This is a genomic window from Actinoallomurus sp. NPDC052308, assembly GCF_040679195.1.
Taxonomy (GTDB): domain Bacteria; phylum Actinomycetota; class Actinomycetes; order Streptosporangiales; family Streptosporangiaceae; genus Actinoallomurus; species Actinoallomurus liliacearum.
The window spans coordinates 50787-76141 of record NZ_JBFAUM010000021.1 but is presented as its reverse complement, the minus strand read 5'-3'; the positions used below and the strand labels follow the sequence as shown (position 1 = coordinate 76141).

Sequence of the window (25355 nt, the reverse complement as noted above, 5' to 3'; positions counted from 1 at the left end):
ACCGAGAGCGGGCGCGGCCCCGGCCGCCGCGGGCCACCCCGTGGCGCGCGCGCACCCTCCGAGACGGTACGGTTTCACGCCGGACGATAGGTAGATGATGACCAATGAGTGAGCAGCCACCATCCGTGCTGTACGAGGCCGTGCGCCTCGTCGACACGCTCCGTCGGCGGTTCAACGCCGGCGGCGGGTCGAAGGACGACGTATGGAGCCAGGCCACCAGCGAAGCGTGGGGCGACCACTTCGCGACCGGCGCGCCCGAGTGCCGCTACTGCCCGGTGTGCCGGGCGATCGCGGCGTCGCGCGAGTCCGGTCCGGAGGTCCTCTCCCACGTGATGGCGGCGGGTGAGCAGCTCTACTCGGCGGTCCGTGAGGCGATGGCAGGGTTCGAGCGCACGCGGCCGCGCCCCCGCGCGGCGGGCGACGACCCGGCGGGCGCCGGCACGGCGACGGGTTGACGGAGGAGAAGCGTCCATGACGCTGACCATTGGTGTGGATGTCGGCGGTACGAAGGTCGCCGCCGGAGTGGTCGACGACCGTGGGCGGATTCTGGAGAAGGTGCGTCGGCCGACGCCGTCCACGAGCCCGCACGAGACGGCCCGGGTGATCGCGGAGGTCGTCGAACTCCTCAAGAGCCGCTTCGGCGAGGTCGAGGCGGTCGGTCTCGGCGCCGCCGGGTTCGTGGACGAGAGCCGCGCCACGGTGCTCTTCGCCCCGAACCTCGCCTGGCGCGACGAGCCCATCAAGAAGAAGGTCGAGGGCGAGGTCGGCCTCCCGGTCGTCGTGGAGAACGACGCGAACGCCATCGCCTGGGGCGAGGCGAAGTTCGGCGCCGGCCGCGGCGAGGACCACATGATCCTCGTCGCCCTCGGCACGGGCATCGGCGGCGGCCTGATCCTGGGCGGCGAGCTGTACCGCGGCCGCTTCGGCATCGGGGCGGAGTTCGGGCACTACCGCGTCGTCCCCGACGGCCGGCGCTGCGGCTGCGGCAACCGCGGCTGCTGGGAGCAGTACGCCTCCGGCAACGCCCTGGTCGCCGAGGCCCGCGAGATCGCCCGGGTCTCCCCGGCGCTCGCCGGCCGGCTGCTCGAGCTGGGCGACGGCAGGCCCGAGGGCATCAGCGGCCCGGAGATCACCGAGGCGGCACGCGAGGGCGACAGCGCGGCGCTGGAGTGCTTCCGCACGATCGCCCGCTGGGTCGGGCAGGGACTCGCCGACCTCACGGCCATCCTCGACCCCGGGGCGTTCGTCATCGGCGGCGGCCTGTCGGAGGCGGGCGACCTGCTGCTCGGGCCGACGCGGGAGGCCTTCGAGAACGCCCTCACCGGCCGGGGCCACCGCGCGTTCGCCGACATCAGGATCGCCGAGCTCGGCCCGGACGCCGGCATCGTCGGCGCCGCCGACCTCGCGCGCTCCCGCTAGGGCAGCGAGCCACCGGACCTCCTGGATGCCCACCGTTCGACTGGTCAGCTACAACATCCGGTCGATGCGGGACGACCGGGCGGCGCTCGTCCGCGTCGTCCGGCGGCTGCGGCCGGACATCCTCTGCGTGCAGGAGGCTCCGCGCTTCCAGCTCTGGCGGTACCGGCGGAGGTGGCTCGCCCGGCGTGCCGCGCTCGTCCCGGTGGCGCTGCGGCGCGGCCGCGTCGCCGGGCTGCAGCTGTACGCCGGCGCGCGGGTCAGCGCCCTGCACGGACGGCACCGCCTGCTGTCGCCGGTGCCCGGCATGCACCAGCGCGGCCTCGCGCTGGCGCTGTTCGACGTCGGCGGCGTCCGCCTGGTCGCCGCCGGCGTCCACCTCGACCTCGCCGCCGAGCCGCGCCGCCGCCACGCCGAGGAGATCATCGAGGAGCTCGACCGCGTCCGCGCGGAGACCGGCGCGCCGGTCGTGGTGGCCGGGGACGTCAACGAGGAGGCCGGGGGCGCGGCCTGGGACCTGTTCGCCGAGCGCTTCCAGGACGCGGGCGCGACCGCGCCGTACGGGCTCCGGGAGACGTTCAGCGCCGCGAACCCGACGCGCCGGATCGACGGCGTCTTCGCCGACCACGGCATCGAGGTCCTGCGTTGCGGCGTACCCGACGACCCCGAGCTGCTCACCGACTACCCGGCCGCCACCGACCACCGTCCCGTCCTCGCCGAGCTGCGCGTCGGCTGACGCCCGCTCCGCGCCGGACCGATCACCCGCCGGCGAGGGCGCGACGCGTGGCCCGGTCGTCGATGACCACGGTGCCGACGACCTTGTCGTGCAGGCACTGGTGGAGGGCCGGGTCCCAGAACTGCCACAGCACGTTGAGCATGCTCAGCAGGCCCACCATCGGCACCACCTGAAGGACGGCGAATCCGGGCGGATAGACCGCCGCGCGCAGGTACGCCTTCCCGGGGGACAGCGGGGCGCCGGGCGGCGTCGCCCGCACGACGCGAAGACCCAGCCACCGCTTGCCCAGGGTCTTCCCCCACGCGGCGAGCTGTGCGCCCTCGTACAGGACGATGACCATGGTCACGATGAGGACCGAGCCCACGGCGCCGATCGCGGCCAGGCCGGAGTCGCCGTCGGGGGCCAGGTAGCCCACCCAGACCCACACGAGCGCGACCGGCACCGCCGCGACGGCCATCATGAGCACGGCGTCGATCATCCGGGCCAGGAGCCGCTTGCCCCGATGCGCGAGCGGCAGCACCGGGCCGGAGGCCTGATCGCCCGGCACCGGTCCGTACGGAGGCGCGGCCGCCGGATCGACCGGCGGCCGATAGGCGGGCGGCGGGCCGTACGGGCCGGGCGCCGCCTGCGCCTCTCCGGGCGGGGGCCCGGAGGGACCGGGCGCCGCCGATGCCTGTTCGGCGGGCGGTGCGTGCTCGCTGGGCGCCGCCGGCACCTCCCCGGGCGGTTCGTGCTCTTCGCGCAGTGGTGGCTCTTCGCCGGGCATGAGATACCTCGCGGTTTTCGAACGGCCTGGCCGCCGATCGTAGCGATACGAAACGGGACGCCGCCGGGCGTTCACGCGCGAGGTGTCTCCACCGTGATCTCCGTCAGACGACGGCGCCGTCGTCGTCCGGGGGATCGTCGCCCATGCGGAGGACAAGTGCCACGAAGCCGCCGATGAACGCCGCGACGGCGGCGAACGCCGCCCAGCTCGGCACGGCCCAGCCGAGGAACACCGACAGCACGAGGTACACCGGACCGCCGAGCAGCGCGATCCACGCGAACCGCGTCATCGGGTCCGCCTTCGGCAGCGGTGGCGGGGGAGGCGGAACGAAGTGCTCGTCCTCGTCCTCGGCCGCGGGCTTGACGACGCGGGCCGTCGCGGTGCGCTCCGACCCGGAGTCCTCCAGCGCGGGCCCGGCCGTGTCCTCCGGACCGTCGTCGAGGTTCTCCTCGGCGGGCCAGGGCGTCTCGCCCTCGATCGTCGGCAGGTCGAACCCGGCCACGATCTCGGCGAAGATCTCGTCCTCGTCGCGGGAGGCGGCGTAGTCGGCGCGCAGCTCGGGGAGGTGCCTTTCCAGGATGTCCTCGGCGGCCTGCCGGGCCTCCGCGTCGGCGTACAGCCGGTCGGTGGGCTCTTCGGGCAGCCGCACGTCGAGGTAACCGCCGGTCTTGCCCGGCGCCGGGGCGGCGTAGGCGGCGATGCCCGCCTCCCGGAGGGCGGACAGCATCGCGTCGGCGAGTTGCGGAGACAGGTCGGCGAGCGGGACGTAGGCGTCCGCCGTGAGTCCGTTGCCCCGCCGACTCATACCCCGGTCTCCCGTCGCATCGTGGCCAGGCCGTCGTGCGGCACGTCGGTCACGCGCGACCGGACGTCCGGCGTCAACGCCATGGCGCCTCCCCTCGAACTGCCATCGGCCGACGCTTCAAAGATGAGCCTACGGCCCCCGCGCCGCGCAAGGTCGAAAACGTGCCGTGTGTGGGTGTGGGTGTGTCCGGCCTGAGATGGGAAGATGATTATCATCCCACGGACGGGTGAACGGCAGGGGGTAACGAAAGGCGGGGCGTTGTTCTACTGGGTCGTCAAGGCCATCTTGGGTCCCATTCTGTATCTGGTCTGGCGACCGCGGGCGCACGGCACGCGCAACGTTCCGCGGCACGGTCCGGCCATCCTGGCCGGCAACCACCTCTCCTTCGCCGACCACTTCTTCGGGCCGCTGCCGTTGCCGCGCAAGGTGACGTTCCTGGCCAAGGCCGAGTACTTCACCGGGACGGGGCTGAAGGGCCTCCTCAGCCGGCTGTTCTTCAGCGGCGTCGGGCAGGTGCCCATCGACCGTACGGGCGGCCGGGCGAGCGAGGCGGCGCTGCGGACCGGGCTGCGGGTGCTGGCCGAGGGCCGGTTGCTCGGCATCTACCCGGAGGGCACGCGCGTCCCGGACGGCCGGCTGTACCGCGGCAAGACGGGCGTGGCGCGGCTGGCCCTGGAGTCGCGCGCGCCGGTCGTCCCGATGGCCATGATCAACACGTTCGAGCTGATGCCCGCCGGGCGGCCGCTGCCCAAGCTGCGCCCGCGCCCGGAGGTGCGGTTCGGTGAGCCGCTCGACTTCTCCCGGTACTACGGCATGGCGCACGACAGGGTCGTGCTGCGCGCGGTCACCGACGAGATCATGTACGCCATCATGCGGTTGTCCGGCCAGGAGTACGTCGACCGCTACGCCGCGGACGTCAAGGACGACGCCGCGCCCGGTCCCGCGGTGGCGGAGGAACCGGCGGACGATCTCACCCGAGCGGAAGAGCAGGGTGCCGAGGGAGCATCAAACACCTCGAAGGGCTGATCAGAGGGGCCGCTTTCCGCTATGGTCTAGACCAATCGGAGAGGTGTGCCCGGTGGGCGCGCCATCTTCGATCAGGTCCTACCCGCGCCACTAGGCTGGCGGGTGAATCCAGGGTTACACGGAGGAGTTGGGCATGCGAGTCGGAGTGCTGACCGGCGGCGGTGACTGCCCCGGGCTGAACGCCGTCATCCGCGCCGTTGTCCGCAAGGGCATCCAGGTCTACGGATACGAGTTCGTCGGCTTCCGCGACGGCTGGCGTGGTCCGCTCGAGGGCGACACCACGCCGCTCGACGTCCAGGCGGTCCGCGGCATCCTGCCGCGCGGCGGCACCATCCTCGGCTCGTCCCGGACGAACCCGATCAAGATCGAGGGCGGCGTCGAGCGGATCAAGGACAACCTCGCCGGGCTGGGCGTCGACGCGCTCATCGCCATCGGCGGCGAGGACACCCTGGGTGTGGCGCGCCAGCTGCACGACAGGGGAGTCAAGGTGGTCGGCGTTCCCAAGACCATCGACAACGACCTCAACGCCACCGACTACACCTTCGGGTTCGACACCGCGGTCAACATCGCGATGGAGGCCATCGACCGGCTGCACACCACGGCCGAGTCGCACCACCGCGCGCTGATCTGCGAGGTCATGGGCCGGCACGCGGGCTGGATCGCGCTGCACGCCGGCATGGCGTCGGGTGCGAACGTCATCCTCATCCCGGAGAAGCCCTTCGACATCGAGAAGGTCTGCGGGTACGTCGAGAGCCGCTTCCAGACGAAGTACGCCCCCATCATCGTGGTCGCCGAGGGCGCCCACCCGGTCGACGGCCAGATGGACGTGCAGACGCAGGAGCTCGACGCCTTCGGTCACGTGCGCCTCGGCGGCATCGGCGAGCGGCTCGCCGCCGAGATCGAGAAGCGCACCGGCAAGGAGGCCCGCACCACGGTCCTCGGCCACATCCAGCGCGGCGGCACCCCGACCGCGTTCGACCGCGTGCTCGCCACCCGGTTCGGCGTGCACGCCATCGACGCGGTGCACGACGGGGCGTACGGCAAGATGGTCGGCCTGCAGGGCACCGAGATCGTCCGCGTCGACCTGAGCGCCGCCACCGACCAGCTCAAGACCGTCCCGGTCCAGCGCTACGAGGAGGCCGAGGTCTTCTTCGGCTGATCGCCGAGGCTTCCTCGCCCGTACGATCGTTGAAGGCACCGCACCGCCGTGTGGTGCCTTCATCATTTCGAACGGCCGTCCGATCGGTGACACTGGAAGGGAACAGCGACCGCCGGCCGGGCGTTCGGTCCAGACAGTCGCGTTCGTGCGCGACACTTGATGTTCGCACCCCGTCAGTGTCCGCTGGAGGTTGGACGCATGCCCACGCTCGAAACCACGACGCAGCCCCAGAACGCCGAGCGGCCCGCCGTCGTCGGTGAGCCCTGCGTTCTCCTCAAACTGGGGGAGATCGTCCTCAAGGGCAAGAACCGCGAGCTGTTCGAGCGGCGGCTGCAGAACAACATCCGGGCCGCCGTGAAGGGGCTCGGCATAAAGATCAACCTCTGGCAGCGCGAGGGCGTCATCGTCGTCCGCACCGAGAGCGGCGAGCTGGCCGACGTCGACGCCGTCGCCCGGCGGCTCACCGACGTGATGGGCATCGTGTGGGTGCACCGCGCCTGGCGGGTCGACAAGGACGTCGACGCGACCGTCCAGGCGGCCCTCGACCTCGTCGCGCAGCACCCCGCGCTGGCCCGCAAGGGCGCGTTCGCCATCCGCGCGCGCCGCCGCGACAAGCGCTTCCCGATCACCTCCTCTGACCTCAACGCCCTCGTCGGCGCGAAGGTGAAGGAGCGCTACGACCTGCCGGTCAACCTCAAGCACCCCGACCTGGCGGTGTTCATCGAGGTCGACCAGCGAGAGGTCTTCGTCTTCACCGACGGCACGCCCGGCGCCGGCGGCCTGCCGGTCGGCATGAGCGGCCGGGCGCTGGTGCTGATGTCGGGCGGCATCGACTCGCCCGTCGCCGCATACCGCATGATGCGCCGCGGCCTGCGGGTCGACTTCCTGCACTTCTCCGGGATGCCGTTCACCGGCCCGGAGTCGATCTACAAGGCGTACGCCCTGGTGCGCGAGCTGGACAAGTTCCAGGGCGGGTCGCGGCTGTTCGTCGTGCCGTTCGGCAAGGCGCAGCAGCAGATCAAGTCCTCCGGGGCCGACCGGCTGCAGATCGTCGCGCAGCGCCGCCTGATGCTGAAGACGGCGGAGGTCGTCGCGGGGAACCTCGGCGGCGCGGCGCTCATCACCGGCGACTCGCTCGGCCAGGTCAGCAGCCAGACCATGCAGAACATCACGGCCCTCGACGACGCGGTGAGCCTGCCGATCCTGCGCCCGCTCATCGGCATGGACAAGACCGAGATCATGGCCGAGGCCCGGAAGATCCACACCCTGAGCATCTCGGAGCTGCCCGACGAGGACTGCTGCACCGTCCTCACCCCCCGCCGCGCCGAGACCCGCGCCAAGATCGAGGACCTCCGCCAGATCGAGAAGCGCCTCGACGCGGGCGAGATGGCCGAGCAGCTCGCCACCAACCTCCAGCAGCACCGCCCCTCCTACGGCGAGCCCACCGCCTGAGCATCCGAGACGACCGCGGACAGGACTTGAGTGAGGCCCCCGGCAGAGCCGGGGCCTCACTGTTCGTACGGCTACTTGATGGAGTCGAGGTCGAGTTCGGCGACTTCAACGCAGGTCGCGTTTCCGCTCCCGCTTCGGCTGCTCTTTCGCCAGGGCAGGCTGCGCACGGCGCTCTCGGGGATCACCATGAACTGGTTCACTCCTTGATCACGGCGGCGATGAACTCCGTCGATTCGTCTGGACTCAGCGCCGCAGCTGAGATGTGGCCGAAATCCACCCTAAACCGGCGGACGTCAGGAGCGCTTTCCGCGTAAATGTCGCCACCCTTCGTCTCGACGTACGCCACGTCCGGTGCCAACTGCTCAGGGAAGCTGAGGATGATGAACGGCCCGTCGAGGCCAGGGTGTGCGCCGGTCGCGTACGGCATCACGCGCAAGCTGACGTTCGGTCGCCGAGCGGCGTCCAGAAGCGCGCGGAGCTGGCTGCGCATGACCTCGGGACCACCGATCGGCCGCCGTAGCGCGGCCTCATCGATGATCGCAATGAAGGTCGGCGCTGTCCGGTCGGTACGGCCGAGCAAGGTCCGGCGGGCAGAGCGCGCCTGCACTCGCCGCTGCACGACCGCCTCGTCCCCAGGCAGTGATGCGCGGATGACGGCACGAGCATAGTCGTCGGTTTGCAGTAGTCCGGGGATCAGCTGCGGGCTCCACTCCTCGATCGTTACGGCGTCGTCTTCCAACGCCACGTACGAGCCCCGAAACACATCGGAGTAGTCCGTCCACCAGCCCCGGCGCCAGGAATTCTTATGGAGTTCGATGAGGGTGGCGCGGTTGGCGTCGCCGACGCCGTAGAGGTCGAGGATCGCGCGGAGGTCGGCGATCGTTGGTTTCGTCTGGGCCTTCTCGATCCGACTGACCTTGAAGCGGCTCCAGCCGAGCTGGGCGGCAGCCTCCTCGACGGCGAGGTCGACGTCCTTGCGCAGTCGGCGCAGTTCGCTCGCCAGCTTGCGTCCGCGCACGGTGGGGCTGTGGGGCTCGGTCATGCCTGAGGCTATCCAATCGCTACATAAAGCAATCGGACTGTGGCCGACTGTGGTCGAATGGGTGGCGAGGTCACCATGCTAGGTGCAGAGTGGCCATGCAACGCTCCTCCACCTCAGACCAATGACGAGGGAGATGGTTCCCCGTGGCCCCTGATCCTGCGGCGATCGCCGCCCCTCCCGGCTTGCCGCCGTCGTCCTCCTGGCTGGCGCTCCGCGCCCGTCCCGAATACGCCGGTGAGGCGCGCCGATTCGCATCCACGGCCGTGTTCGGTTATCCCCGCGACCCGTACGAGATCGGTCTGATCACGAGCGAGCTCGTCACCAACGCGATCGTCGCCACTGCCGCTCTGCGCTCGTGGCCGGACGACGTGCATCCGATTCGCGTCACAATCAAGGTCACCGGGCGATGCGTACATCTGGCCGTCACCGACCCCGACCACCGGCCGATGCTCGGCTGCGATCAGGGCGGCCAACTCGTGGAACACGGACGCGGCTTAACGATCGTTGACCAGGGGGCCGCTGCGCGCTGGGTCACTTACGCGGAGCACGGAAAGACCGTGCACGTCATCATCGTCGCACCAGAGGTCACTCTGACGGCCGACGAGGTCGCGCAGATCGGGGCGCCTACGTGACGAGGCAAGCGCATGGCGAGCAGGGTGAGACTTCCCGAGGGGAAGTCGTCATCTCGCGAACCTCGGTAGGCCGGAACCTACTTGACTAGACTTAGTCTGGTCGACTCAGGAGGTGCTCATGTCCGAACGAACGGCGGAGCAGTTCAACATCCACGAGGCCAAGACACACCTCTCCCGGATCATAGATCGGGTCGAGGAAGGCCAAGAGATCATCATCAGCCGTGCGGGGAAGCCCGTCGCCAAGGTGGTGCCTTTGGCCACTCGGGTCCACCGCAAGGGGCGGGGGTCATTGCGCGGCAGGCTTGCACTCGCCGATGACTGGGACTCGGACCAGACGAATGCCGCCATCGCCACCGACTTCGGGCTCTGACCGTGAGACTGTTGCTGGACACACATGTCGTCCTGTGGTGGCTGACCGATGCCCCGGAGTTGGCGGACGACGTCAAGGAACGGATCGACACAGAACCCGACGTGTTCCTCAGCGCGGCCTCCATCTGGGAACTGGCGATCAAGCAGGCGACGGAGAAGATCGGTCCTGCCGATATTCCGGAGCAGGTGGCGGCCTGCGATCTGCGGGAGCTCCCTATAACGGCGCACCACGCGATGGTCGCGGGGAGATTGCCCTCCATACACCGGGATCCGTTTGATCGGATGCTCGTAGCGCAGGCACAGTCCGAAGGCCTGACGCTGGTGACCCGGGACGCGATGGTGCAGAAATACGACGTTTCTTTGCTATACGTCTGATCGCTCAGTGCGGCTTCTGAAACGGCCGGCTGAGGCCGTGCCGGTGCCGCTGACGTGGCCGTCTACTCAGGCGAGACGGTAGCTCGCCTGAGTAGACGGCGCGGGAATCGACGGGTGGGCACCCGGCCCGGCAGGCTCAGCGGGAGCGGGTGGGCACGGTGAGGACGAGCAGGCTGGCGGCGAGGAGGGCCAGGCCGGCGAGGGCGAGCGCGCCCAGGTGCTCGCCGAGGACGCACAGGCCCAGGACCGCCGCGACCGCCGGCTCGGCCAGGGTGAGGGTGGTGGCGGCGGCGACCGGGGTCGTCCGCAGCCCCCGGCCGTAGAACAGGTAGCCGAGCCCGGTGGTGATCACGCCGAGGTAGAGGGCCGCGGCCGCGCCCGGCCCGGTGAGGAGCCAGCCGGAGCCGACGACGGGCAGCACCGGCAGCAGCAGCACTCCGGACCCGCCGAACAGCGCGCCGAGCACCGCCCGGCTGTCGTCGCCCCGGGTGATCAGGTACGACGCGACGGTGGCGTACGCGGCGTAGCCGAACCCGGAGATCAGGGCCAGCGCGACGCCGATGGGCTCGACACCGGCGGCCTGGCCGCCCAGGGTGAGCGCGGCGCACCCGGCGACCGCCCCCGCTGTGGAGAGCAGCCAGCGCCGGGTCAGCGCGCCCATGCGCAGCAGCCGGGACAGCAGGCCGGCGAAGACGGGCCCGCTGCCGATCGTGACGACGGTGCCCGTCGCGACGCCGGTGCGGGCGACCGCGCTGAAGAACGCCACCTGGTAGACGGCGACGAGCACCGCGCCGAGGAGGAGGATCAGCCGGGTCCGGGTGCCGCGGGCGAGCAGGGGCCGCAGCCCGCCGCAGCGCAGGGCCACGGCGAACAGGAAGGCGCCGCCGATGAGGAGCCGGGCGGCGCCCACGGCGACCGGACTGGCGTGGACGAAACTGCGGACGGTGCCGGTCGTGCCCCACAGGGAGGCGGCGAGGACGATGTCGGCGGACCCGCCGAGCCGCCGGCGCACGGGCGCGGCGGAGGAGACCTCAGTGGTCGTCAAGGAGAACGCTCCAGATATCGAACGGTTCAGGGAACGCGAGATCCGGGGCGCGCCGAAGAGCCGCTCGGCGGCGGCGTCAGAAGAAGCGCCCGGCGGTGCCGGGCGTAGGAGTGGTGGCCCCGGTCAGAACCGGGGCGGCCCAAGCTGGGCGGTGTAGTACGCCATGCAGCGAAGACTACCTTTCGCGCACCGCGATGCACATCCGGGGCGTCCGGCCCCGAACCGGGCGCGCCGCCCGCGAGACCGCGGGCGGCGCGCCGCCCGCGGTCAGGCGGTGGCGAGGGTGCGGCCGACGATGGGCGGCAGGTCGCGTACCGTCTGCGCCAGTTCGCGGACGTCGTCGTCGACGAGGGCCTGCGGGCCGTCGCACAGCGCGCTCTCCGGGTTCGGATGCACGTCGATGATCACCCCGTCGGCGCCGACCGCGATCGCCGCGCGGGTCAGCGGCAGCACGAGGTCGCGCCGGCCGCCGGAGTGCGACGGGTCGACGATGACGGGCAGGTGGGACAGCCGCTGCGCGACCGGGACGGCCGAGATGTCGAGGGTGTTGCGGGTGGCCTTCTCGAACGTGCGGATGCCGCGCTCGCACAGCACGATGTCGAGGTTGCCGCGCTGGGCGACGTACTCGGCGGCCATCAGCCACTCCTCGATCGTGGCGTTCATCCCGCGCTTGATCATGACGGGCTTGCCGACGCCGCCGACGGCCTGCAGCAGCGCGAAGTTCTGCATGTTCCGGGTGCCGACCTGGAGCATGTCGGCGTACGAGGCGACGAGCTCGACGTCGTGCGCGTCCACCACCTCGGTGACGATGGGCATGCCGGTCTCGGCGCGCACGTCGGCCAGGATGCGCAGGCCCTTCTCACCGAGGCCCTGGAAGGCGTACGGGGAGGTGCGCGGCTTGAAAGCCCCGCCGCGCAGGAGGGTCGCGCCCGCGGCCTGGGCCATCCGTGCGGCCTGGAGCGTCTGCTCCGGCGTCTCGACCGCGCACGGCCCGGCGATGAGCGTCATGGTGCCGGGGCCGATCGGCACGCCGCCGACGCGCACGATCGAACGGTCCGGGTGGTTCTCCCGGCTGACCAGCTTGAACGGCACCGAGATCCGTACGACGTCGGTGACGCCGCGCAGGGCGTGGAGGTTCAGGGTGCCGAACTGCTCGACGTCGCCGACCAGCCCGATGATCGTACGGTTGACGCCCCGGCTGACGAACGCCTCGCCGCCCGCGCCCTCGACGACCGTGACGACGGCCTGGATATCGGCTTCCTCCGCGTCGGCGGACATGACAACGACCATGATGCTTCCTCTTCCGAAACAGTCGGTTCTTGGCCGGAAACGACAGATGCCCCGGACCCATCGGGCCCGGGGCATCTGTCGGTGGTTGCCTTCTAGCGCAGCGTCCTTCCGGCAGTCACCCGTGTCCCGGGCCCGCCATAGGTAAAGGAGAAGACGTTGTGCATGGAGGACAGCCTAGCCGATGCGCCGAGCGTCGTGGGCGGAGGGGTTCGGCACACCGCGTGCGCGGGGGATGGCAGGATGGCCGATGACCATGAGCGGGCAATCGGAGAGTCGAGGACGACGCTGTGGGGCCTGACGACCGCCTCCCGCCGGGACAGTACGTTCCGCGCGGCTGGCCCGTCCTGCACTACGGCCCGGTGCCGAAGTTCCGCCCCGCCAGCTGGGACCTGCGCGTGTACGGCGCCACCGAGGCCGGGCGGGAGTACCGCTGGACCTGGCCGCAGCTCCAGGCGATGCCGCGGGGCAGGGTCAGCGCCGACTTCCACTGCGTCACGAAGTTCACCGTTCCCGACGTCGAGTGGGAGGGCATCCTCACGGCCACGCTCGTCCGGCTGGCGCCCCCGGCCGACGACGCGACCCACGTCATGGTGTGGGCGGAGTACGGCTACAGCGCCAACCTGCGCATGATCGACTTCCTTGAGGAGAAGACGCTGCTGGCCACCCATCAGGGTGGTGAGCCGCTCACGCCCGACCACGGCGCGCCCCTGCGGATGGTGGTGCCGCACCTGTACGGCTGGAAGAGCGTGAAGTGGGTGCGCGCCATCGAGTACCTCACCGTGGACCGCCGTGGCTTCTGGGAGGAGCGGGGCTACCACAACATCGCCGACCCGTGGCACGAACAGCGGTACTCCTACCAGGAGGACGAGCCTCCGGCGTAAGAGGAGTTGCCGAAATCCCGACGTTTCCGTGACGATGGCATTACCGTCTGTGTTCATGGTGGGGATATCGGTCGAGGCGGTCCTGGCCGCCACGGCGGCGCTGATGGCGGCCGCCGCCGGTTGGTCGCTCGGCTCGGTCCGCCGGCGCGACGGGCCGGGCGCGCCGAGCGGTGAGGCGACGTTCGCCGTCCTGCACACCATCTCGCTGGCGTCGGCCTCCCTGCGGACCGGCCTGACCGAGGAGTCGGCGCGCCGGGCGGCCCGTCACCTGCGGGAGCTCCTCGGCGTCCCGGCCGTCGCCGTCACCGACACCGAGCGCCTGCTCGCCTGGGACGGCGCCGGGGACGCCCACGCCGAGACCGTGGTCCCGCTCGTCGCCCAGGTGCTCGGCACCGGGCGGCCCCGCGTGGTCGTGTCGGAGCTGATCGCGTGCGGCGATCCCGACTGCCCCATCCGGGCCGCGGTGATCGCGCCGCTGACCATCGAGGGCCGCGTCGCCGGGGCCCTCGCGGCGTACGGCGCGGGGGTCCGGGACGAACGCCTGCAGACCCTCGGCGAGGTCGCCCGCTGGGCCTCCGGGCAGTTGGAGCTGGCCGAGCTGGAGTCGTCGAAGACACGCCTGATGGAGGCGGAGATGCGGGCCCTCCGCGCCCAGATCTCCCCGCACTTCGTCTACAACTCGCTGACCACGATCGCGTCCTTCATCCGCACGGACCCCGAGCGCGCCCGCGAACTGCTGCTCGACTTCGCCGACTTCGCGCGCTACTCGTTCCGCGACCGGCGCGACTTCACGACGCTGGCCGAGGAACTGCGGTCGATCCACCGCTACCTCCTCCTCGAGCGGGCGCGCTTCGGCGACGAGCGGCTGCGCTTCACCGTCGAGATCGCGCCCGAGGTGCTCCCGGTCGCGGTGCCGTTCCTGTCCCTGCAGCCGCTGGTGGAGAACGCCATCCGGCACGGCATGCGGTGTGGCGGCATGGAGCGGCTGCACGTCCGGATCGTCGCCGGGGACGCCGGCGCCGAGGCGGCGATCAGTGTGGAGGACGACGGGGTCGGGATGGACCCCGGCAAGCTGCGAGACCTCCTCGAGGAGGGTCGGGAGAGCGCGCCGCACGGCGGCATCGGCCTGGTGAACGTCGACCACCGCCTGCGTCAGGTCTACGGAGAGGGGCACGGCCTGGTCATCGAGACCGCCGTCGGGGCGGGGATGAAGGTCAGCCTCCGCGTGCCGAAGAGCCACACCGCCGTCGCCCGGTAATAAAAAACAACTACTTTGTGAAATGAGTTGCATACTCTGCGTAAAAGAGGGAGTCTCCTGCCATGCTTCGCGTCCTCGCCACCGACGATGAGGCCCCCGCGCTGGAGGAGCTCACCTACCTGCTTCGTCGGCATCCGCGAATCGAGCACGTCACGCCCGCCCGCGACGCCGCCGAGGCGCTGCGCGAGATCGGCAGGATGATCAAGAGTGGGGAGCGGCTCGACGCGGTCTTCCTCGACATCTGCATGCCCGCACTGGACGGTATCGACTTCGCCCGCCTCGTCGCCGGCTTCGCCGACCCGCCCGCCATCGTCTTCGTCACCGCGCATGACGAGTTCGCCGTCACCGCCTTCGAGTTCGGCGCCGTCGACTACCTCCTGAAGCCGATCGACCCCGACCGCCTCGGCGAGGCCGTACGGCGCGTCGACGAGATCGTGCACCGGGACACCGCGCCGTACGAGCCGGAGGCGGACGAGGTGATCCCGGTGGAGCTCGGCGGCCGCACCCGGCTGATCTCCCGCGCCGACGTCACCCACGCCGAGACGCACGGCGACTACATCCGCCTGCACACCGCCGAGGGCAGCTACCTCCTCCGGATGCCGCTCGCCGCGCTCGCCGAGCGGTGGCAGGCCGCCGGGTTCATCCGCATCCACCGCAAGACGCTCGTCGCCGCCGCGCACATCACCGAGCTCCACTTCGACGAGGGCCGCACGGTCGTCCAGATCGGCGACCTGCGGCTGCCGGTGAGCCGCCGCCAAGCCCGGGAGGTTCGCGACCTGCTGATCCGTCGTTTCCGGCAGCGGCCGCCGTCGCCCGGTGAGCCGCCCGCGCCCGATGAGTGAACGCGTCACCGTCACCGGGCCGCCCAGCGGCTCGCCGCGACCTCCGCACCGTGCCGCCGAAGACCGGGACGAGCCGGACCCGGCGCCCGTCCGGTCGCTCATGCGCGTCCAGGCGGGGCACGCCGCGCTGACGTGCGCGATCGTGGCGCTGGTCAGCGGCGGGCTGCCGCTGCTGTTCGCGTGGGAGCCCGCGCTGTCGCGGGTCCGGCTGTTCGGCGTCCGGCTGCCCTGGCTGGTGCTGTCCGCGGTCGTCCCGGTGGTGTGGGTCGCCGTCGCGCGCCGGCACGTACGCCTCGCCGAGCGGGCCGAGCGCGACTTCGCGGCCATGGCCCGGCGCGAGTGACCGGAGCCGCCCCGGCGCCGATGACCGGAGCCCGCGTCGACGCCGTACCCGCGGGGTGGCCGTACACCTCCCCACCGGGCGAGGAGAACAAATGATCACAATGCTCGCGATGGCCCTGCTCATCGCCTCGCTCGCGATCGTGCCGGCGCGGGGCCGGCCGACCCAGGTGGCCGACCTGTACGCCGCCGCCCGTGAGGTCTCGCCGTGGTGGAACGCCTCGGCGATCAGCGGCGAGTACGTCTCCGCGGCGGCGTTCCTCGGCATGGCCGGCCTGGTCCTCGCGTACGGCGCGGACATGCTGTGGCTGCCCATCGGCGCCGCCGCCGGTCACGTCGTGCTGCTCGCCTCGGTCACGGCCCCGCTGCGGCGCTCCGGCGCGTACACGCTGTCGGACTTCGCCGAGTGGCGGCTGGGTTCGCGGCGGGTGCGCCGCGCCGTCAGCGCGTGCGTGCTCGTCATCGGCTGGTTCTACCTGCTGCCCCAGTTCCAGGGCGCCGGCGTGACGCTGTCGGTGATCAGCGGACTGCCCGTGTGGATGGGCTGGCTCGTCGTCGTGGCGGCGGTGGTCGTCCTCGTCCTGCCGGGCGGGGTGCGCAGCATCACCGGCGTGCAGGCCGTGCAGTTCTGGCTGAAGCTGATGGCCGTCACCATCCCCGCGCTCGTCTTCATCGCCGTCTGGCGACTTCAGAACGACGCCGACGCGGCCCGGCCGCCGTACTTCCACCGCGACACCACCGTCACCGCCGACACGGCCGCGGGCATCCACCTGACGGCGCCGGTCGCGGTCGCGGTCACCGGCGTCCTCGACGGCCGTCGTCACCACGGCGAGCGGCTGCGCCTCGTGGCGGGTCGGCACCGGGTCCGCGCCGGCACCCGCATCCGGTTCCCCGCCGGCGCGCCGGTGCCGCACACGTCGCGGATCGCGCTGCTGCGCGGCGACCGCTGGGCGACGCCGTTCGCGGGCGGCCGCGAACATCCGCTGGCCGCGACGTACTCCGTGCTCCTCGCGACGATCCTCGGGACGATGGGCTTACCGCAGATCACCGTGCGGTTCTACACCAACTCCTGCGGGCGCACCGCCCGGCGCACGGCCGGGCTCGTCGTCCTCATGCTGGCGGTGTTCTCCCTGTTCCCCGCGCTGTTCGGCACCCTCGGCCGGGTGTACACCCCGGAACTGCTGATGACCGGGGAGACCGACGCGACGCTGCTCCTGCTGCCGCACCGGATGGTCCCCGGAGTCACCGGCGACCTGCTGACCGCCCTCATCGCGACCGGCGCGTTCGCGGCCTTCACCTCCACCTCCTGCGGCGTCGTGGTGGCCGTGTCGGGCAGCATCGCGCAGGGACTCGGCGGGGGAGCGCGCGGCTTCCGTACCGCCGTCCTGGTCGCCGTCGCCGTGCCCCTGCTCATCGCGCCCTGGGCCTGCAGCCCCCAGTCGGCGGCCCTGGTGACCGTCGCGTTCGTCGTCGCCGCCTCGTCGCTGTGCCCCCTGCTCATCCTGGGGGTGTGGTGGCGGCGGCTCACGCCGCCCGCCGTGACGGCGGGGATCGTCGCGGGCGGGGTGCCGGCGGCCGCGGCCGGGCTGGCGCGGGTGCTCAGTGACCCCGGCCCGGGCTCCGGCTGGCTGGGAACGCTCGTGGAGCAGCCGGCCATCGTCACCGTGCCGCTGGCCTTCGCGGTGACCGTCACGGTGTCGCTGCTCACCTCCGGGCAGGTACCCGAGCGCACGGAGCGCGCCATGGCTCGCATGCACCTGCCCGAGGACGCCGAGCCGGGCGGGCCGGGCTGAGACCGTTCGTCGCGTCGCACCGACCGCTCGGCCCTCGCTTACCGAACGTATACCGCTCACTACGAACCGTTTGCCGAGGCGAGGGCCATATGGGTTTCGCGGCGGGGCGCGTGGACCCTAGGGTTTCGGACACAGCAACGTTCTCGGGACGGCCGCCAGGCTCCGACTCGGGGGGGTGGACGCCAGGCGGCGCGCCTGGGTGCTGCTGAACGGTCGGGGGGTTGTTCAGCAGCACCCAGGCCTTTTTCATGCCCGGCCCCGCGCCGGGCGTGGGAGGCGTGGGCACGACGTGAGCCTGAGCGGTGGTCGGCCGGGCACGGGTCGGAGGCCAGACGGCGGTCAGGCGGCGCGGGCGGGGAGCCGGGCGGCGGTCAGCCGGCGCGGAGCTTCTTGAGGGTCTCGATGTCCGCGCGGTGCGGTTCCGCGCTGCGGCCCGGCGTCTCGATGATGAGAGGCACCCCGCGGCTGACCGGGTGACGGAACAGCTCGGCGAAGGGTGCCGCGCCGATCAGCCCGGCGCCGATGTTCTCGTGGCGGTCCCGGCACGACCCGCAGGGGTCCTTGCTGTCGTTCGCGTGGATGAGCTTGAGCCGGTCGGCCCCCACGGTCTCGGCCAGGGCCTCGAGCATCGCGGCGACGCCTCCCGGCGCCGTCAGGTCGTGCCCGGCGCTGAAGGCGTGGCAGGTGTCGAGACAGACCCCGGCACGGGGATGCCGGTCGACGGCGTCGAGGTAGGGGCCCAGGTCGGTCACGGTGGCGCACAGCATCTGCCCCTGGCCGGCCATCGGCTCCAGGAGCAGGTCGGGACCGTCGGCGGGGATCTCGTCCAGGAGCGGCAGCAGGTGCTCGCGGATCTGCCGCATCGCGTCCTCGCGCGGTTGCGACACCGCGGAGCCGGTGTGCACGACCACGCCCCGCGCGCCGATCACGGCACCGCGCTGGAGGGCGTGCCGGATCGACGCGACCGAGTGGTCGATCGTCTCCGGACTCGGTGACCCGAGGTTGATGAGGTACGGCGCGTGCACGAACACCGGCAGGTCGTGCTGCTCACTGTGCTCCCGCAGCCGCCGGTCCTCTTCGGGTTTCCCGGCGGCTCGCGCCCAGCCCCGTGGGTTGCTGACGAAGACCTGGACGGCCTCGGCCCCGATCTCGGCGGCGTAGCGGAGCCCGCCGGTCGCCAGCCCGCCCGCCACCGGGACGTGGGCGCCGATCGCGTTGAAATCTGCTCTGACCATGACCGATCCAGCCTAGTGCCCCGGCCCGTCCTGACGGGCCGGCACGGCGCGGTCGCCGTGCCGGCGGGACGCTCAGTGCCAGATTTTGACGACCGAGCCCTTCGGCGTCGGGGTGTTGGGGGGCGGGTCCTGTCCGGTCACGGGGTCGCCGGGCTGGCCGCCCGTGACCTGCACCTGGAAACCGGCCTCCACGAGCGCCTGGGCGGCCTGGGCGATCGGCTGGCCCAGCACCCCGGGGACCGGCGCCGGCTGACCGTTCTGCTGGTCGTGGCCGTGCATCCGCCGCCACAGGCAGGCGAAGTCCAGCGGCGCGCAGTCCTTCTGCGCCTTGGTCACGGTGACGGTGACGGTCTGGCCCGGGGTGAGCTGCTGGCCGAACGGTGGGTCCTGGTTGATGACGGTGTTCGGCTGCTGCCCGTCGCCCGGGTCCTGCTCCTGCCACTGCGGGTTGAGACCGAGCTTGCTCAGCTTCTGGGCGGCGACGTCGCGCTTGAGGCCGACCAGCTTCGGCATCTGGATGCCACGGCTGACCACGAGCGTGACGGGGTCCTCCGGGCTCTGCATCGTCTTGGCGGCGGGCCTGGTCCTGATCACCGAGCCGACCGGCACGGTGGTGCTGGCGTCCTTCACCACGTCACCAGGAGTGAGCCCCGCCTGCTGGAGCTTCTGCTTCGCCGTGTCGAGCGGATCGTTCTTGACATCCGGGATCGCGACCGGCTGCCTGCCCTTGGACAGGATCAACGTGAGCAGGGTGCCCTTCTCGACCTTGGTGCCCGCCTGCGGCTGGACCTCGGCGACCCTGTCCTTGGGGATCTTCGGGTCGAACCGCGAGGACCCGACCTTGACCTTGAGCCCGACGTTCTCCGCGGCGACGCGGGCCTGCTCCTCGGTCAACCCCGCCAGCTTGGGCACGGCCTCCTTGTTGCCCACCGTCTGGTACCACACGATCCCGCCGAGCAGCAGGACGATGGCGAGCGCGCCGGCGATGACGCCGTACACGCCCGGCGGCCGCAGCAGCCGGTCGCGCATCGTCGGAGGCGGCGGCGGCTCGTGGTGCACCGTCATCGTGTGCGCGCCCAGCATCTGCGTCCCCGCGTGCGGCGGCGCGTAGCCGCCGGCGTGGTGGCCGAGCATCTGCGTCGAGCCGTCCGTGACCGTGGGGCCGACGGCCGGCGCCGGGAGCGCGGGGGTCGGGGGAGGCGGCGGTGCCGGCGCGACTCCGGCCAGCGACGCGTCGACCTCCGGCGGCAGCAGGCGGTAGACCTCGCCCGCCGCGGCGTGGAAGTGGTCGGCGTCGGACGGCCGGCGCGCCGGGTCGCGGTTGGTGGCGCTGGCCACCAGCGCGTCGATCTGCGGCGGCAGGCCCGGGATGACGCTCGAGGGCAGCGGCACCGTCTCGTTGACGTGCTTGTAGGCGACGGCCAGCGGCGTGCCGCCCTCGTACGGCTGGCGGCCGGTGAGCAGCTCGAACAGCATGATGCCCGCGGCGTACACGTCCGTACGGGCGTCGGCGTCGCCGGAGATGACCTGCTCGGGCGCGAGGTAGCCGACGGTACCGATGATCATGCCGGTCTTCGTCTGCTTGCTCGCGGTCTCGGCGCGGGCCAGGCCGAAGTCGGCGACCTTCACCTGCCCGTCGGCGGTGAGCAGGACGTTCTCCGGCTTGACGTCGCGGTGGATCAGCCCGGCGCGGTGTGCGGCGCCCAGCGCGGACAGCACCGGCTGCATGGCCTGCAGCGCCTCGCGCGGGCCCAGCCGGCCGCGCTCGGTCAGCAGGTCGCGCAGCGTGCGCCCGGGGACGTACTCCATCGCGAGGAAGACATAGCCCTTGTCGGTGCCCTGGTCGTAGACCGCCACCACGTTGGGGTGGGACAGGGCGGCCGCGCTCTTGGCCTCACCGATGAAACGCCGGACGAACTCCTCGTCCATGGCGAGGTTCGCATGCATGACCTTCAGCGCCACCGTACGGTCCAGCTTGGTGTCGTGACCGGCGTAAACGGTGGCCATGCCACCCCGGGCGACACGTGACCGTACGAGGTAGCGCCCGTCGAGCACCTGCCCGACGAGGGGGTCCGCAACCGTCGTATCCATCAGGGGGAGTGTATTAGGGATTCGGGGGCATACTCGTCCTGACTCAGGATCAAAGCATCAATCCTTGCGGGATCGAGACCGACCGCGAGGCGAACGGCCTGCTCATGGGCGTATCCGGCGCGGCCGAGGATTCCCCGCCCGCCGGACGGTCAGCCGGCGGAGCTCAGCCCCTCCCACGGCGAGGACGCGTACGCGTACCGGCGTTTGGGGATCCGGCCCGCGAGGCGGGCCAGCCGGCCGGCCTCCACCGCGTGCCGCATCGCCGCGGCCATCATGGTGGGCGACTGGGCGCGGGTGACGGCCGTGGCGAGCAGGACGGCGTCGCAGCCGAGCTCCATGGCGAGGGCGGCGTCGCTGGCGGTCCCCAGGCCCGCGTCCAGGATCACGGGCACCCCGGCCCGCTCGACGATCAGCTCGATGTTGTGCGGGTTGCGGATGCCCAGACCGGAGCCGATGGGGGAGCCGAGGGGCATCACCGCGGCGCAGCCGGCCTGCTCGAGGCGCCGCGCCAGGACCGGGTCGTCGTTGGTGTACGGCAGCACGACGAACCCGTCGTCGACGAGTCGCTCCGCGGCGTCGACGAGCTCGATCGGGTCGGGCAGCAGGGTCCGCTCGTCGGCGATGACCTCGAGCTTGATCCACTCGGTGCCGAGGGCCTCGCGGGCGAGCTTGGCGGTGAGGACGGCCTCGCCCGCCGTGAAGCACCCCGCGGTGTTCGGCAGCACCCGGATGCCGCACCGGCGGAGCACGTCGAGGACGGACCCGGGGGTGTCCGCGCCGACACGGCGCATCGCGACCGTGGTCAGCTCGGTACCGGACGCGGTCAGCGCCTCTTCGAGGATCCGCATGCTCGGCGCCCCGCCCGTGCCCATGATCAGCCTGGACTCGAAGCTCTCGCCCGCGATGACGAGCGGCTCCGGGCCGGTACCACCCTCGGGGGTGTCTTCGGCGTGTCGCTGCATGGTCAGCCTCCCTGGACGGCGGTCAGGACCTCGATGCGGTCCGACTCGCGCAGAATCGTGGTCTTCCAGTCGGCGCGCGGCACGACCTCGTCGTTCAGCGCGACGGCGACGCCGGTGGGGTGTTCGATCAGCGACGCGACCACGCCGGCCACGGACGAACCCGCGGGGGCGTCCCGTACGGAGCCGTTGACAGTGATCTTCAATCTCGGAACCTTCCGGGTGCGAACGGCCGGATGACCTCGGGCGGCTCTCCGGTCGCGATGACATCCGCCATGGCGTCGGCGGTGACCGGGGTGAGGAGGATGCCGTTGCGGTAGTGGCCGGTGGCGAGCAGCAGGCCGGGCAGCGCCGACGGCCCGAGGACGGGGGCGTTGTCCGGCGAGCCGGGCCGCAGCCCGGCGGTCACCTCGGCGAAGGCGAGCTCGGTGACGCCGGGGACCAGCTCGTGGGCGTCGCGCAGCAGCTCCCACACCCCGCCGGCGGTCACCGTCGTGTCGTAGCCCATCTCCTCCTGGGTCGCGCCGATGACGAGCTCGCCGTCGGCGCGGGGCACCAGATAGACCGAGGAACCGCGGACGAGGCCGCGAACGGTGCTCCCCAGGAGGGGGAACGGGCCGCGCAGGCGTACGACCTGGCCCTTGACCGGGCGGACCGGGGGGACGGCGTCCGGCGGCAGCCCCTTCAGCTCGTGGCTCCAGGGACCGGCGGCCAGCACCACCTGGTCGGCGTGAACGGTGTCGCCGCCGGCGAGACGCACGCCGACGGCGCGGTCGCGGTCGGTGAGGACCTCGGCCGCACGGTCCCGGACCAGAGTGCCGCCCAGCCGGTCGACGGCGGCCAGCAGCGCCGCGGACAGGCGACGCGGGTCGACCGAGCCGTCGTCGGGCGCGAACAGTCCGCCGCGCGCCGACGGCGCCAGCATGGGCTCCCGGCGGCGGCACTCCCGGCCGGTGAGCGCCTCGGCGGCGAGGCCGAGCGACTCCTGGAACCGGCGCAGCTCGTCCAGTACGGCCAGGTCGTCGGAGTCGAGGGCGACCTGCAGCACCCCGTCGCGCCGGTACGCGGTGTCCCGGCCGGAGACCTCCTCCAGCTCGGCGACGAAGGAGGGGTACCGGTCGCGGGACTCGATACCGAGCCGCAGCAGGGCGTCCTCGCCGTAGCTCGCCTCGGTGACGGGGGTCAGCATGCCCGCGGCGACCCGCGACGCCTTGCTCGCCGGCTCCGGGTCGACGACCGTGACCTCGATGCCACGGCTGAGGGATCGCCACGCGATCCCGAGGCCGATCACTCCGCCGCCCACAATGACCACGTGCACGTGTGCGCTCCCTTCGCCGGCATGATCCGGATCAGGTCCAGAGCCCGCGCCGACCGGGGTGGTCGTCGAGGCGGGCTCATGCGGTCGGCGGCCGCTGTGCCGCCCTCTCAGCCCGGTGCGCCGGACTCCCGCGCTTACGTCAACAGACTATAAGGTCGCGAACATGGAGCGGGTGATCGTCGCAGGCGGTGGACTGGCGGGCGTCCGGACCATCGAGGCGCTGCGGGCCCAGGGCCACACCGGCCGGCTGACCCTCGTCGGAGCCGAGCCGCACCGCCCGTACGACCGGCCGCCGCTGTCCAAGGGCGTGCTGCGCGGGGAGGCCGACGACACGACCGTCGAGGCCGACTGGACGGCGCTGGACTGCGAACTGCTGCTCGGTCACCGTGTGACCGGTCTCACCGACGTCCTGGAGACGACGGCGGGCCCCCTCGCCTTCGACGGCCTGGTGATCGCGACCGGCGCGTCGCCGATCCGGCTGCCCGGCGAGGGCCCGCAGCACGTGCTGCGCACCATCGACGACGCCAGGGCGCTCCGCGCCGAGCTGCGTCCCGGAGCCCGGGTCGCGATCGTGGGCGCCGGCTGGATCGGCGCGGAGGTCGCGACGGCGGCGGCCGCGGCCGGCTGCCGTGTCACGGTGGTCGAGGCCGCCGACGCCCCCCTCTCCGGGGCCGTCGCCGCCGAGGTCGGCACGAAGACGACGGGCTGGTACGCCGAGGCGGGGATCGAGCTCCGTACCGGCGTCAAGGTCGCGTCCGTGGAGCGGGGCGGTCTCGACCTGGCGGGCGGCGGCTCGGTCGAGGCGGACGTCGTCCTGACGGGCGTGGGAGTCCGTCCCGAGACCGCCTGGCTCGAAGGATCGGGCCTGACCCTCGACAACGGCATCGCCGTCGACGAACGACTGCGCACCGGCCGGCCGGGGGTCTACGCGGTCGGGGACTGCGCCGCGTGGTGGTCGTCGAGGTTCCGGCGCCGCCTGCGCGTCGAGCACTGGGACACCGCCCTGAACGCCCCGGAGGTCGCGGCCGCGGGCCTGCTGGGCGGCGACCGGCTCTACGACCCGGTGCCGTACTTCTGGTCGGAGCAGTTCGGGCACATGGTGCAGTACGCCGGGCATCACCCGATGGCCGACATCATGCTCTGGCGCGGCGACCCGGCGGCCGCCGGCGGGTGGTCGGCCTGCTGGCTGGCCGACGATCGGCTTGTGGCGATCCTCACTGTCGACCGACCACGCGATCTTGCGCAGGGCAGGCGTATCATCGCAGGTCAGAAGCGAGTTGACCGGTCAGCGCTGGCGGATCCCGCCATTCCGGTCAAGGAGACCGTCCGTGAGTGAGGTTTCAGAAGATGCCGAAGGTGGTAGGCAGGGTTCCGTGACGCACACCGTTGCCGAAATCGAGATCGACCGACAGACCGACGCACTGGTGGGCGAATGGCTCACCCTTCGCGAAGCGGCCGACAAGCTCGGCCTCGATCTCAAGCGAGTCAAGCAGCTTCTCCGCGACCACAAGCTCCTGGGAGTGCAGCGCGCCGAAGGGCTCTGCGTCCCGGCGGCGTTCATCTCCGGCGATCAGCCCCTCAAGGGACTCCAGAGCACCCTGACGGTCCTCGCCGACTCCGGCTTCGACAACGCCGAGGCGCTGCGCTGGCTGTTCACCCCGGACGACTCCCTTCCGGGCTCTCCCGTCCAGGCGCTCATCCAGCACCGCGTCAAGGAGATCAACCGGCGCGCCCAGGCGCTGGCCCTTTGATCCGCGGAGGGCACGCCGCAGGTCCCCGCACCATCGGCGAAAGGGCCCGCCGTGGCCAGGCACCTGCCCTCTGAACGCGCCGTGACCCTGCGGGCCCGACTCGACCGGGCCCGCCTCTACCTCTGCACGGACGCGCGCGAGGCACAGGGCGACCTCGAGGAGTTCCTCGACACGGCGCTGGCCGGTGGCGTCGACATCGTGCAGCTCCGGCAGAAGGGCCTCGAGGCGCGGCAGGAGATCGAGTACCTCTCGGCCTTCCGTGCCGCCTGCGACAAGCACGGCGCCCTGCTGGCGGTGAACGACCGCGCCGACATCGCCCACACCGTACGCGCGGACGTCCTGCACCTGGGCCAGGACGACCTCCCGGTCCAGGCGGCGCGCGCCATCGTGGGCCAGGACATTCTCATCGGCCGGTCGACGCACTCGGAGGCGCAGGCGGCCGCCGCGGCCATTGAACCCGGCGTCGACTACTTCTGCGTGGGCCCGACCTGGCCGACGCCGACCAAGCCCGGCCGGCCGGCCCCCGGACTCGGGCTGCTGGAGTACGTCGCCGGGCGCGGGTTCCCCCGGCCGTGGTTCGCGATCGGCGGCATCGACGCGGGCAACCTCGACCAGGTGCTGGCCACCGGCGCCCGTCGCGTCGTCGTCGTCCGCGCGATCACCGAGGCCGGTGATCCGCGCGGCGCCGCCGCCGAGCTCGCCCGCCCGCTCCGCGCCATGGACCAGACGTTCTGACCGACCCGGCACCCGACCGCCGGATCGATGCGCGAGAATG

At 72.0% G+C, this 25355-nt stretch carries 28 protein-coding genes; 17 read left to right on the top strand and 11 right to left on the bottom strand.

Going from position 1 to position 25355, the window contains the following annotated elements; all coding sequences use genetic code 11:
- Nucleotides 1–104 precede the first annotated feature (104 nt).
- From AB0L00_RS34175 to AB0L00_RS34165, 3 genes are read left to right on the top strand one after another with little or no spacing between them, the layout of a single operon-like run.
- The gene (locus tag AB0L00_RS34175) at nucleotides 105–455 is read left to right on the top strand and encodes a hypothetical protein (RefSeq protein WP_345358025.1); all 351 of its coding nucleotides are present in this window, start codon (nucleotides 105–107) and stop codon (nucleotides 453–455) included.
- Between the two features lie 16 nt (nucleotides 456–471).
- A complete protein-coding gene (locus tag AB0L00_RS34170; RefSeq protein WP_364441317.1) occupies nucleotides 472–1419 on the top strand; it encodes an ROK family glucokinase in 948 nt (315 codons plus the stop codon).
- Between the two features lie 25 nt (nucleotides 1420–1444).
- Nucleotides 1445–2152, top strand: coding sequence for an endonuclease/exonuclease/phosphatase family protein (locus AB0L00_RS34165; RefSeq protein ID WP_364441315.1), 708 nt, complete (start codon nucleotides 1445–1447; stop codon nucleotides 2150–2152).
- Nucleotides 2153–2174: 22 nt separating this feature from the next.
- On the opposite strand, the gene AB0L00_RS34160 is transcribed toward AB0L00_RS34165, so the two are convergent.
- Entirely contained in the window at nucleotides 2175–2918 is a 744-nt protein-coding gene (locus AB0L00_RS34160) for an RDD family protein (RefSeq protein ID WP_364441313.1), read from the bottom strand.
- Nucleotides 2919–3021: 103 nt separating this feature from the next.
- The gene (locus tag AB0L00_RS34155; protein ID WP_364441311.1) at nucleotides 3022–3723 is read right to left on the bottom strand and encodes a hypothetical protein; all 702 of its coding nucleotides are present in this window, start codon (nucleotides 3721–3723) and stop codon (nucleotides 3022–3024) included.
- Nucleotides 3724–3981: 258 nt separating this feature from the next.
- Here AB0L00_RS34155 and AB0L00_RS34150 point away from each other — a divergent pair, with 258 nt between their 5' ends.
- The 3 genes from AB0L00_RS34150 (at nucleotide 3982) to thiI (ending at nucleotide 7360) form a co-directional block, all read left to right on the top strand.
- Entirely contained in the window at nucleotides 3982–4749 is a 768-nt protein-coding gene (locus tag AB0L00_RS34150; RefSeq protein WP_345358040.1) for a lysophospholipid acyltransferase family protein, read from the top strand.
- 133 nt (nucleotides 4750–4882) lie between these two features.
- Complete coding sequence (locus AB0L00_RS34145; protein ID WP_345358043.1) at nucleotides 4883–5908, top strand: 6-phosphofructokinase; 1026 nt, start codon at nucleotides 4883–4885, stop codon at nucleotides 5906–5908.
- A gap of 198 nt (nucleotides 5909–6106) precedes the next feature.
- On the top strand, nucleotides 6107–7360 hold the full coding sequence (gene thiI / locus AB0L00_RS34140; protein WP_364398017.1) for a tRNA uracil 4-sulfurtransferase ThiI: 1254 nt from the start codon (nucleotides 6107–6109) through the stop codon (nucleotides 7358–7360).
- A gap of 71 nt (nucleotides 7361–7431) precedes the next feature.
- Here the strand turns inward: thiI and AB0L00_RS34135 are convergent, their stop codons facing one another.
- On the bottom strand, nucleotides 7432–7548 hold the full coding sequence (locus AB0L00_RS34135) for a DUF397 domain-containing protein (protein ID WP_345358049.1): 117 nt from the start codon (nucleotides 7546–7548) through the stop codon (nucleotides 7432–7434).
- A gap of 8 nt (nucleotides 7549–7556) precedes the next feature.
- Nucleotides 7557–8402 carry a helix-turn-helix transcriptional regulator gene (locus AB0L00_RS34130; protein WP_364441308.1) on the bottom strand — a complete coding sequence of 282 codons (846 nt, stop codon included), beginning with the start codon at nucleotides 8400–8402 and terminating at the stop codon, nucleotides 7557–7559.
- A gap of 143 nt (nucleotides 8403–8545) precedes the next feature.
- On the opposite strand from AB0L00_RS34130, the gene AB0L00_RS34125 reads away from it, so the two are divergent.
- From AB0L00_RS34125 to AB0L00_RS34115, 3 genes are all read left to right on the top strand, one after another.
- Nucleotides 8546–9034, top strand: a complete 489-nt coding sequence (locus AB0L00_RS34125) for an ATP-binding protein (protein ID WP_364441306.1) — start codon at nucleotides 8546–8548, stop codon at nucleotides 9032–9034.
- A gap of 118 nt (nucleotides 9035–9152) precedes the next feature.
- Nucleotides 9153–9404 carry a type II toxin-antitoxin system prevent-host-death family antitoxin gene (locus tag AB0L00_RS34120; RefSeq protein WP_364398021.1) on the top strand — a complete coding sequence of 84 codons (252 nt, stop codon included), beginning with the start codon at nucleotides 9153–9155 and terminating at the stop codon, nucleotides 9402–9404.
- An 11-nt stretch (nucleotides 9405–9415) separates the two neighbouring features.
- Nucleotides 9416–9778 carry a type II toxin-antitoxin system VapC family toxin gene (locus AB0L00_RS34115; RefSeq protein WP_364441305.1) on the top strand — a complete coding sequence of 121 codons (363 nt, stop codon included), beginning with the start codon at nucleotides 9416–9418 and terminating at the stop codon, nucleotides 9776–9778.
- A gap of 136 nt (nucleotides 9779–9914) precedes the next feature.
- On the opposite strand, the gene AB0L00_RS34110 is transcribed toward AB0L00_RS34115, so the two are convergent.
- Together AB0L00_RS34110 and aroF are read right to left on the bottom strand one after the other, a co-directional pair.
- Nucleotides 9915–10823, bottom strand: a complete 909-nt coding sequence (locus AB0L00_RS34110; RefSeq protein ID WP_364441303.1) for an EamA family transporter — start codon at nucleotides 10821–10823, stop codon at nucleotides 9915–9917.
- Between the two features lie 267 nt (nucleotides 10824–11090).
- On the bottom strand, nucleotides 11091–12113 hold the full coding sequence (gene aroF / locus AB0L00_RS34105) for a 3-deoxy-7-phosphoheptulonate synthase (protein ID WP_364441301.1): 1023 nt from the start codon (nucleotides 12111–12113) through the stop codon (nucleotides 11091–11093).
- Between the two features lie 287 nt (nucleotides 12114–12400).
- On the opposite strand from aroF, the gene AB0L00_RS34100 reads away from it, so the two are divergent.
- The 5 genes from AB0L00_RS34100 (at nucleotide 12401) to AB0L00_RS34080 (ending at nucleotide 17226) form a co-directional block, all read left to right on the top strand.
- On the top strand, nucleotides 12401–12994 hold the full coding sequence (locus AB0L00_RS34100; RefSeq protein WP_364441300.1) for a sulfite oxidase-like oxidoreductase: 594 nt from the start codon (nucleotides 12401–12403) through the stop codon (nucleotides 12992–12994).
- Between the two features lie 55 nt (nucleotides 12995–13049).
- Nucleotides 13050–14252: a histidine kinase gene (locus AB0L00_RS34095; protein ID WP_364441299.1), complete on the top strand. Its 1203-nt coding sequence runs from the start codon at nucleotides 13050–13052 to the stop codon at nucleotides 14250–14252.
- 62 nt (nucleotides 14253–14314) lie between these two features.
- Nucleotides 14315–15094, top strand: a complete 780-nt coding sequence (locus AB0L00_RS34090) for a LytTR family DNA-binding domain-containing protein (RefSeq protein ID WP_364441298.1) — start codon at nucleotides 14315–14317, stop codon at nucleotides 15092–15094.
- Nucleotides 15087–15437: a hypothetical protein gene (locus AB0L00_RS34085; protein ID WP_345358067.1), complete on the top strand. Its 351-nt coding sequence runs from the start codon at nucleotides 15087–15089 to the stop codon at nucleotides 15435–15437. The genes AB0L00_RS34090 and AB0L00_RS34085 overlap by 8 nt, the downstream gene beginning before the upstream one ends.
- Nucleotides 15438–15528: 91 nt before the next feature.
- Entirely contained in the window at nucleotides 15529–17226 is a 1698-nt protein-coding gene (locus AB0L00_RS34080) for a cation acetate symporter (protein ID WP_364441297.1), read from the top strand.
- A gap of 371 nt (nucleotides 17227–17597) precedes the next feature.
- On the opposite strand, the gene AB0L00_RS34075 is transcribed toward AB0L00_RS34080, so the two are convergent.
- The 5 genes from AB0L00_RS34075 to thiO form a co-directional block, all read right to left on the bottom strand.
- The gene (locus AB0L00_RS34075) at nucleotides 17598–18461 is read right to left on the bottom strand and encodes a deoxyribonuclease IV (RefSeq protein WP_364441296.1); all 864 of its coding nucleotides are present in this window, start codon (nucleotides 18459–18461) and stop codon (nucleotides 17598–17600) included.
- Between the two features lie 72 nt (nucleotides 18462–18533).
- Nucleotides 18534–20552, bottom strand: a complete 2019-nt coding sequence (pknB, locus tag AB0L00_RS34070) for a Stk1 family PASTA domain-containing Ser/Thr kinase (RefSeq protein ID WP_364441295.1) — start codon at nucleotides 20550–20552, stop codon at nucleotides 18534–18536.
- 149 nt (nucleotides 20553–20701) lie between these two features.
- Entirely contained in the window at nucleotides 20702–21514 is an 813-nt protein-coding gene (locus tag AB0L00_RS34065) for a thiazole synthase (protein ID WP_364441294.1), read from the bottom strand.
- A 2-nt stretch (nucleotides 21515–21516) separates the two neighbouring features.
- Nucleotides 21517–21717, bottom strand: a complete 201-nt coding sequence (thiS, locus tag AB0L00_RS34060) for a sulfur carrier protein ThiS (RefSeq protein ID WP_364441292.1) — start codon at nucleotides 21715–21717, stop codon at nucleotides 21517–21519.
- Nucleotides 21714–22829 carry a glycine oxidase ThiO gene (thiO, locus tag AB0L00_RS34055; RefSeq protein WP_364441291.1) on the bottom strand — a complete coding sequence of 372 codons (1116 nt, stop codon included), beginning with the start codon at nucleotides 22827–22829 and terminating at the stop codon, nucleotides 21714–21716. The genes thiS and thiO overlap by 4 nt, the downstream gene beginning before the upstream one ends.
- A gap of 163 nt (nucleotides 22830–22992) precedes the next feature.
- On the opposite strand from thiO, the gene AB0L00_RS34050 reads away from it, so the two are divergent.
- Genes AB0L00_RS34050 through thiE form a run of 3 tightly spaced genes read left to right on the top strand, consistent with a single transcriptional unit; the run spans nucleotide 22993 to nucleotide 25315 of the window.
- Nucleotides 22993–24165 carry an FAD-dependent oxidoreductase gene (locus AB0L00_RS34050; RefSeq protein ID WP_364441290.1) on the top strand — a complete coding sequence of 391 codons (1173 nt, stop codon included), beginning with the start codon at nucleotides 22993–22995 and terminating at the stop codon, nucleotides 24163–24165.
- Between the two features lie 37 nt (nucleotides 24166–24202).
- A complete protein-coding gene (locus tag AB0L00_RS34045) occupies nucleotides 24203–24580 on the top strand; it encodes an Rv2175c family DNA-binding protein (protein ID WP_364441289.1) in 378 nt (125 codons plus the stop codon).
- Between the two features lie 51 nt (nucleotides 24581–24631).
- Nucleotides 24632–25315: a thiamine phosphate synthase gene (gene thiE / locus AB0L00_RS34040; RefSeq protein WP_364441288.1), complete on the top strand. Its 684-nt coding sequence runs from the start codon at nucleotides 24632–24634 to the stop codon at nucleotides 25313–25315.
- Nucleotides 25316–25355 lie beyond the last annotated feature (40 nt).

What these genes read in the sequence shown, in the direction of transcription:
- AB0L00_RS34175 (WP_345358025.1), top strand. Translation starts at nt 105, where the DNA reads ATGAGTGAGCAGCCACCATCCGTGCTGTACGAGGCCGTGCGCCTCGTC.
- AB0L00_RS34170 (WP_364441317.1), top strand. Translation starts at nt 472, where the DNA reads ATGACGCTGACCATTGGTGTGGATGTCGGCGGTACGAAGGTCGCCGCC.
- AB0L00_RS34165 (WP_364441315.1), top strand. Translation starts at nt 1,445, where the DNA reads ATGCCCACCGTTCGACTGGTCAGCTACAACATCCGGTCGATGCGGGAC.
- AB0L00_RS34160 (WP_364441313.1), bottom strand. Translation starts at nt 2,918, where the DNA reads ATGCCCGGCGAAGAGCCACCACTGCGCGAAGAGCACGAACCGCCCGGG.
- AB0L00_RS34155 (WP_364441311.1), bottom strand. Translation starts at nt 3,723, where the DNA reads ATGAGTCGGCGGGGCAACGGACTCACGGCGGACGCCTACGTCCCGCTC.
- AB0L00_RS34145 (WP_345358043.1), top strand. Translation starts at nt 4,883, where the DNA reads ATGCGAGTCGGAGTGCTGACCGGCGGCGGTGACTGCCCCGGGCTGAAC.
- thiI (WP_364398017.1), top strand. Translation starts at nt 6,107, where the DNA reads ATGCCCACGCTCGAAACCACGACGCAGCCCCAGAACGCCGAGCGGCCC.
- AB0L00_RS34135 (WP_345358049.1), bottom strand. Translation starts at nt 7,548, where the DNA reads ATGGTGATCCCCGAGAGCGCCGTGCGCAGCCTGCCCTGGCGAAAGAGC.
- AB0L00_RS34130 (WP_364441308.1), bottom strand. Translation starts at nt 8,402, where the DNA reads ATGACCGAGCCCCACAGCCCCACCGTGCGCGGACGCAAGCTGGCGAGC.
- AB0L00_RS34120 (WP_364398021.1), top strand. Translation starts at nt 9,153, where the DNA reads ATGTCCGAACGAACGGCGGAGCAGTTCAACATCCACGAGGCCAAGACA.
- aroF (WP_364441301.1), bottom strand. Translation starts at nt 12,113, where the DNA reads ATGGTCGTTGTCATGTCCGCCGACGCGGAGGAAGCCGATATCCAGGCC.
- AB0L00_RS34095 (WP_364441299.1), top strand. Translation starts at nt 13,050, where the DNA reads ATGGTGGGGATATCGGTCGAGGCGGTCCTGGCCGCCACGGCGGCGCTG.
- AB0L00_RS34090 (WP_364441298.1), top strand. Translation starts at nt 14,315, where the DNA reads ATGCTTCGCGTCCTCGCCACCGACGATGAGGCCCCCGCGCTGGAGGAG.
- AB0L00_RS34085 (WP_345358067.1), top strand. Translation starts at nt 15,087, where the DNA reads ATGAGTGAACGCGTCACCGTCACCGGGCCGCCCAGCGGCTCGCCGCGA.
- AB0L00_RS34080 (WP_364441297.1), top strand. Translation starts at nt 15,529, where the DNA reads ATGATCACAATGCTCGCGATGGCCCTGCTCATCGCCTCGCTCGCGATC.
- AB0L00_RS34075 (WP_364441296.1), bottom strand. Translation starts at nt 18,461, where the DNA reads ATGGTCAGAGCAGATTTCAACGCGATCGGCGCCCACGTCCCGGTGGCG.
- pknB (WP_364441295.1), bottom strand. Translation starts at nt 20,552, where the DNA reads ATGGATACGACGGTTGCGGACCCCCTCGTCGGGCAGGTGCTCGACGGG.
- AB0L00_RS34065 (WP_364441294.1), bottom strand. Translation starts at nt 21,514, where the DNA reads ATGCAGCGACACGCCGAAGACACCCCCGAGGGTGGTACCGGCCCGGAG.
- AB0L00_RS34050 (WP_364441290.1), top strand. Translation starts at nt 22,993, where the DNA reads ATGGAGCGGGTGATCGTCGCAGGCGGTGGACTGGCGGGCGTCCGGACC.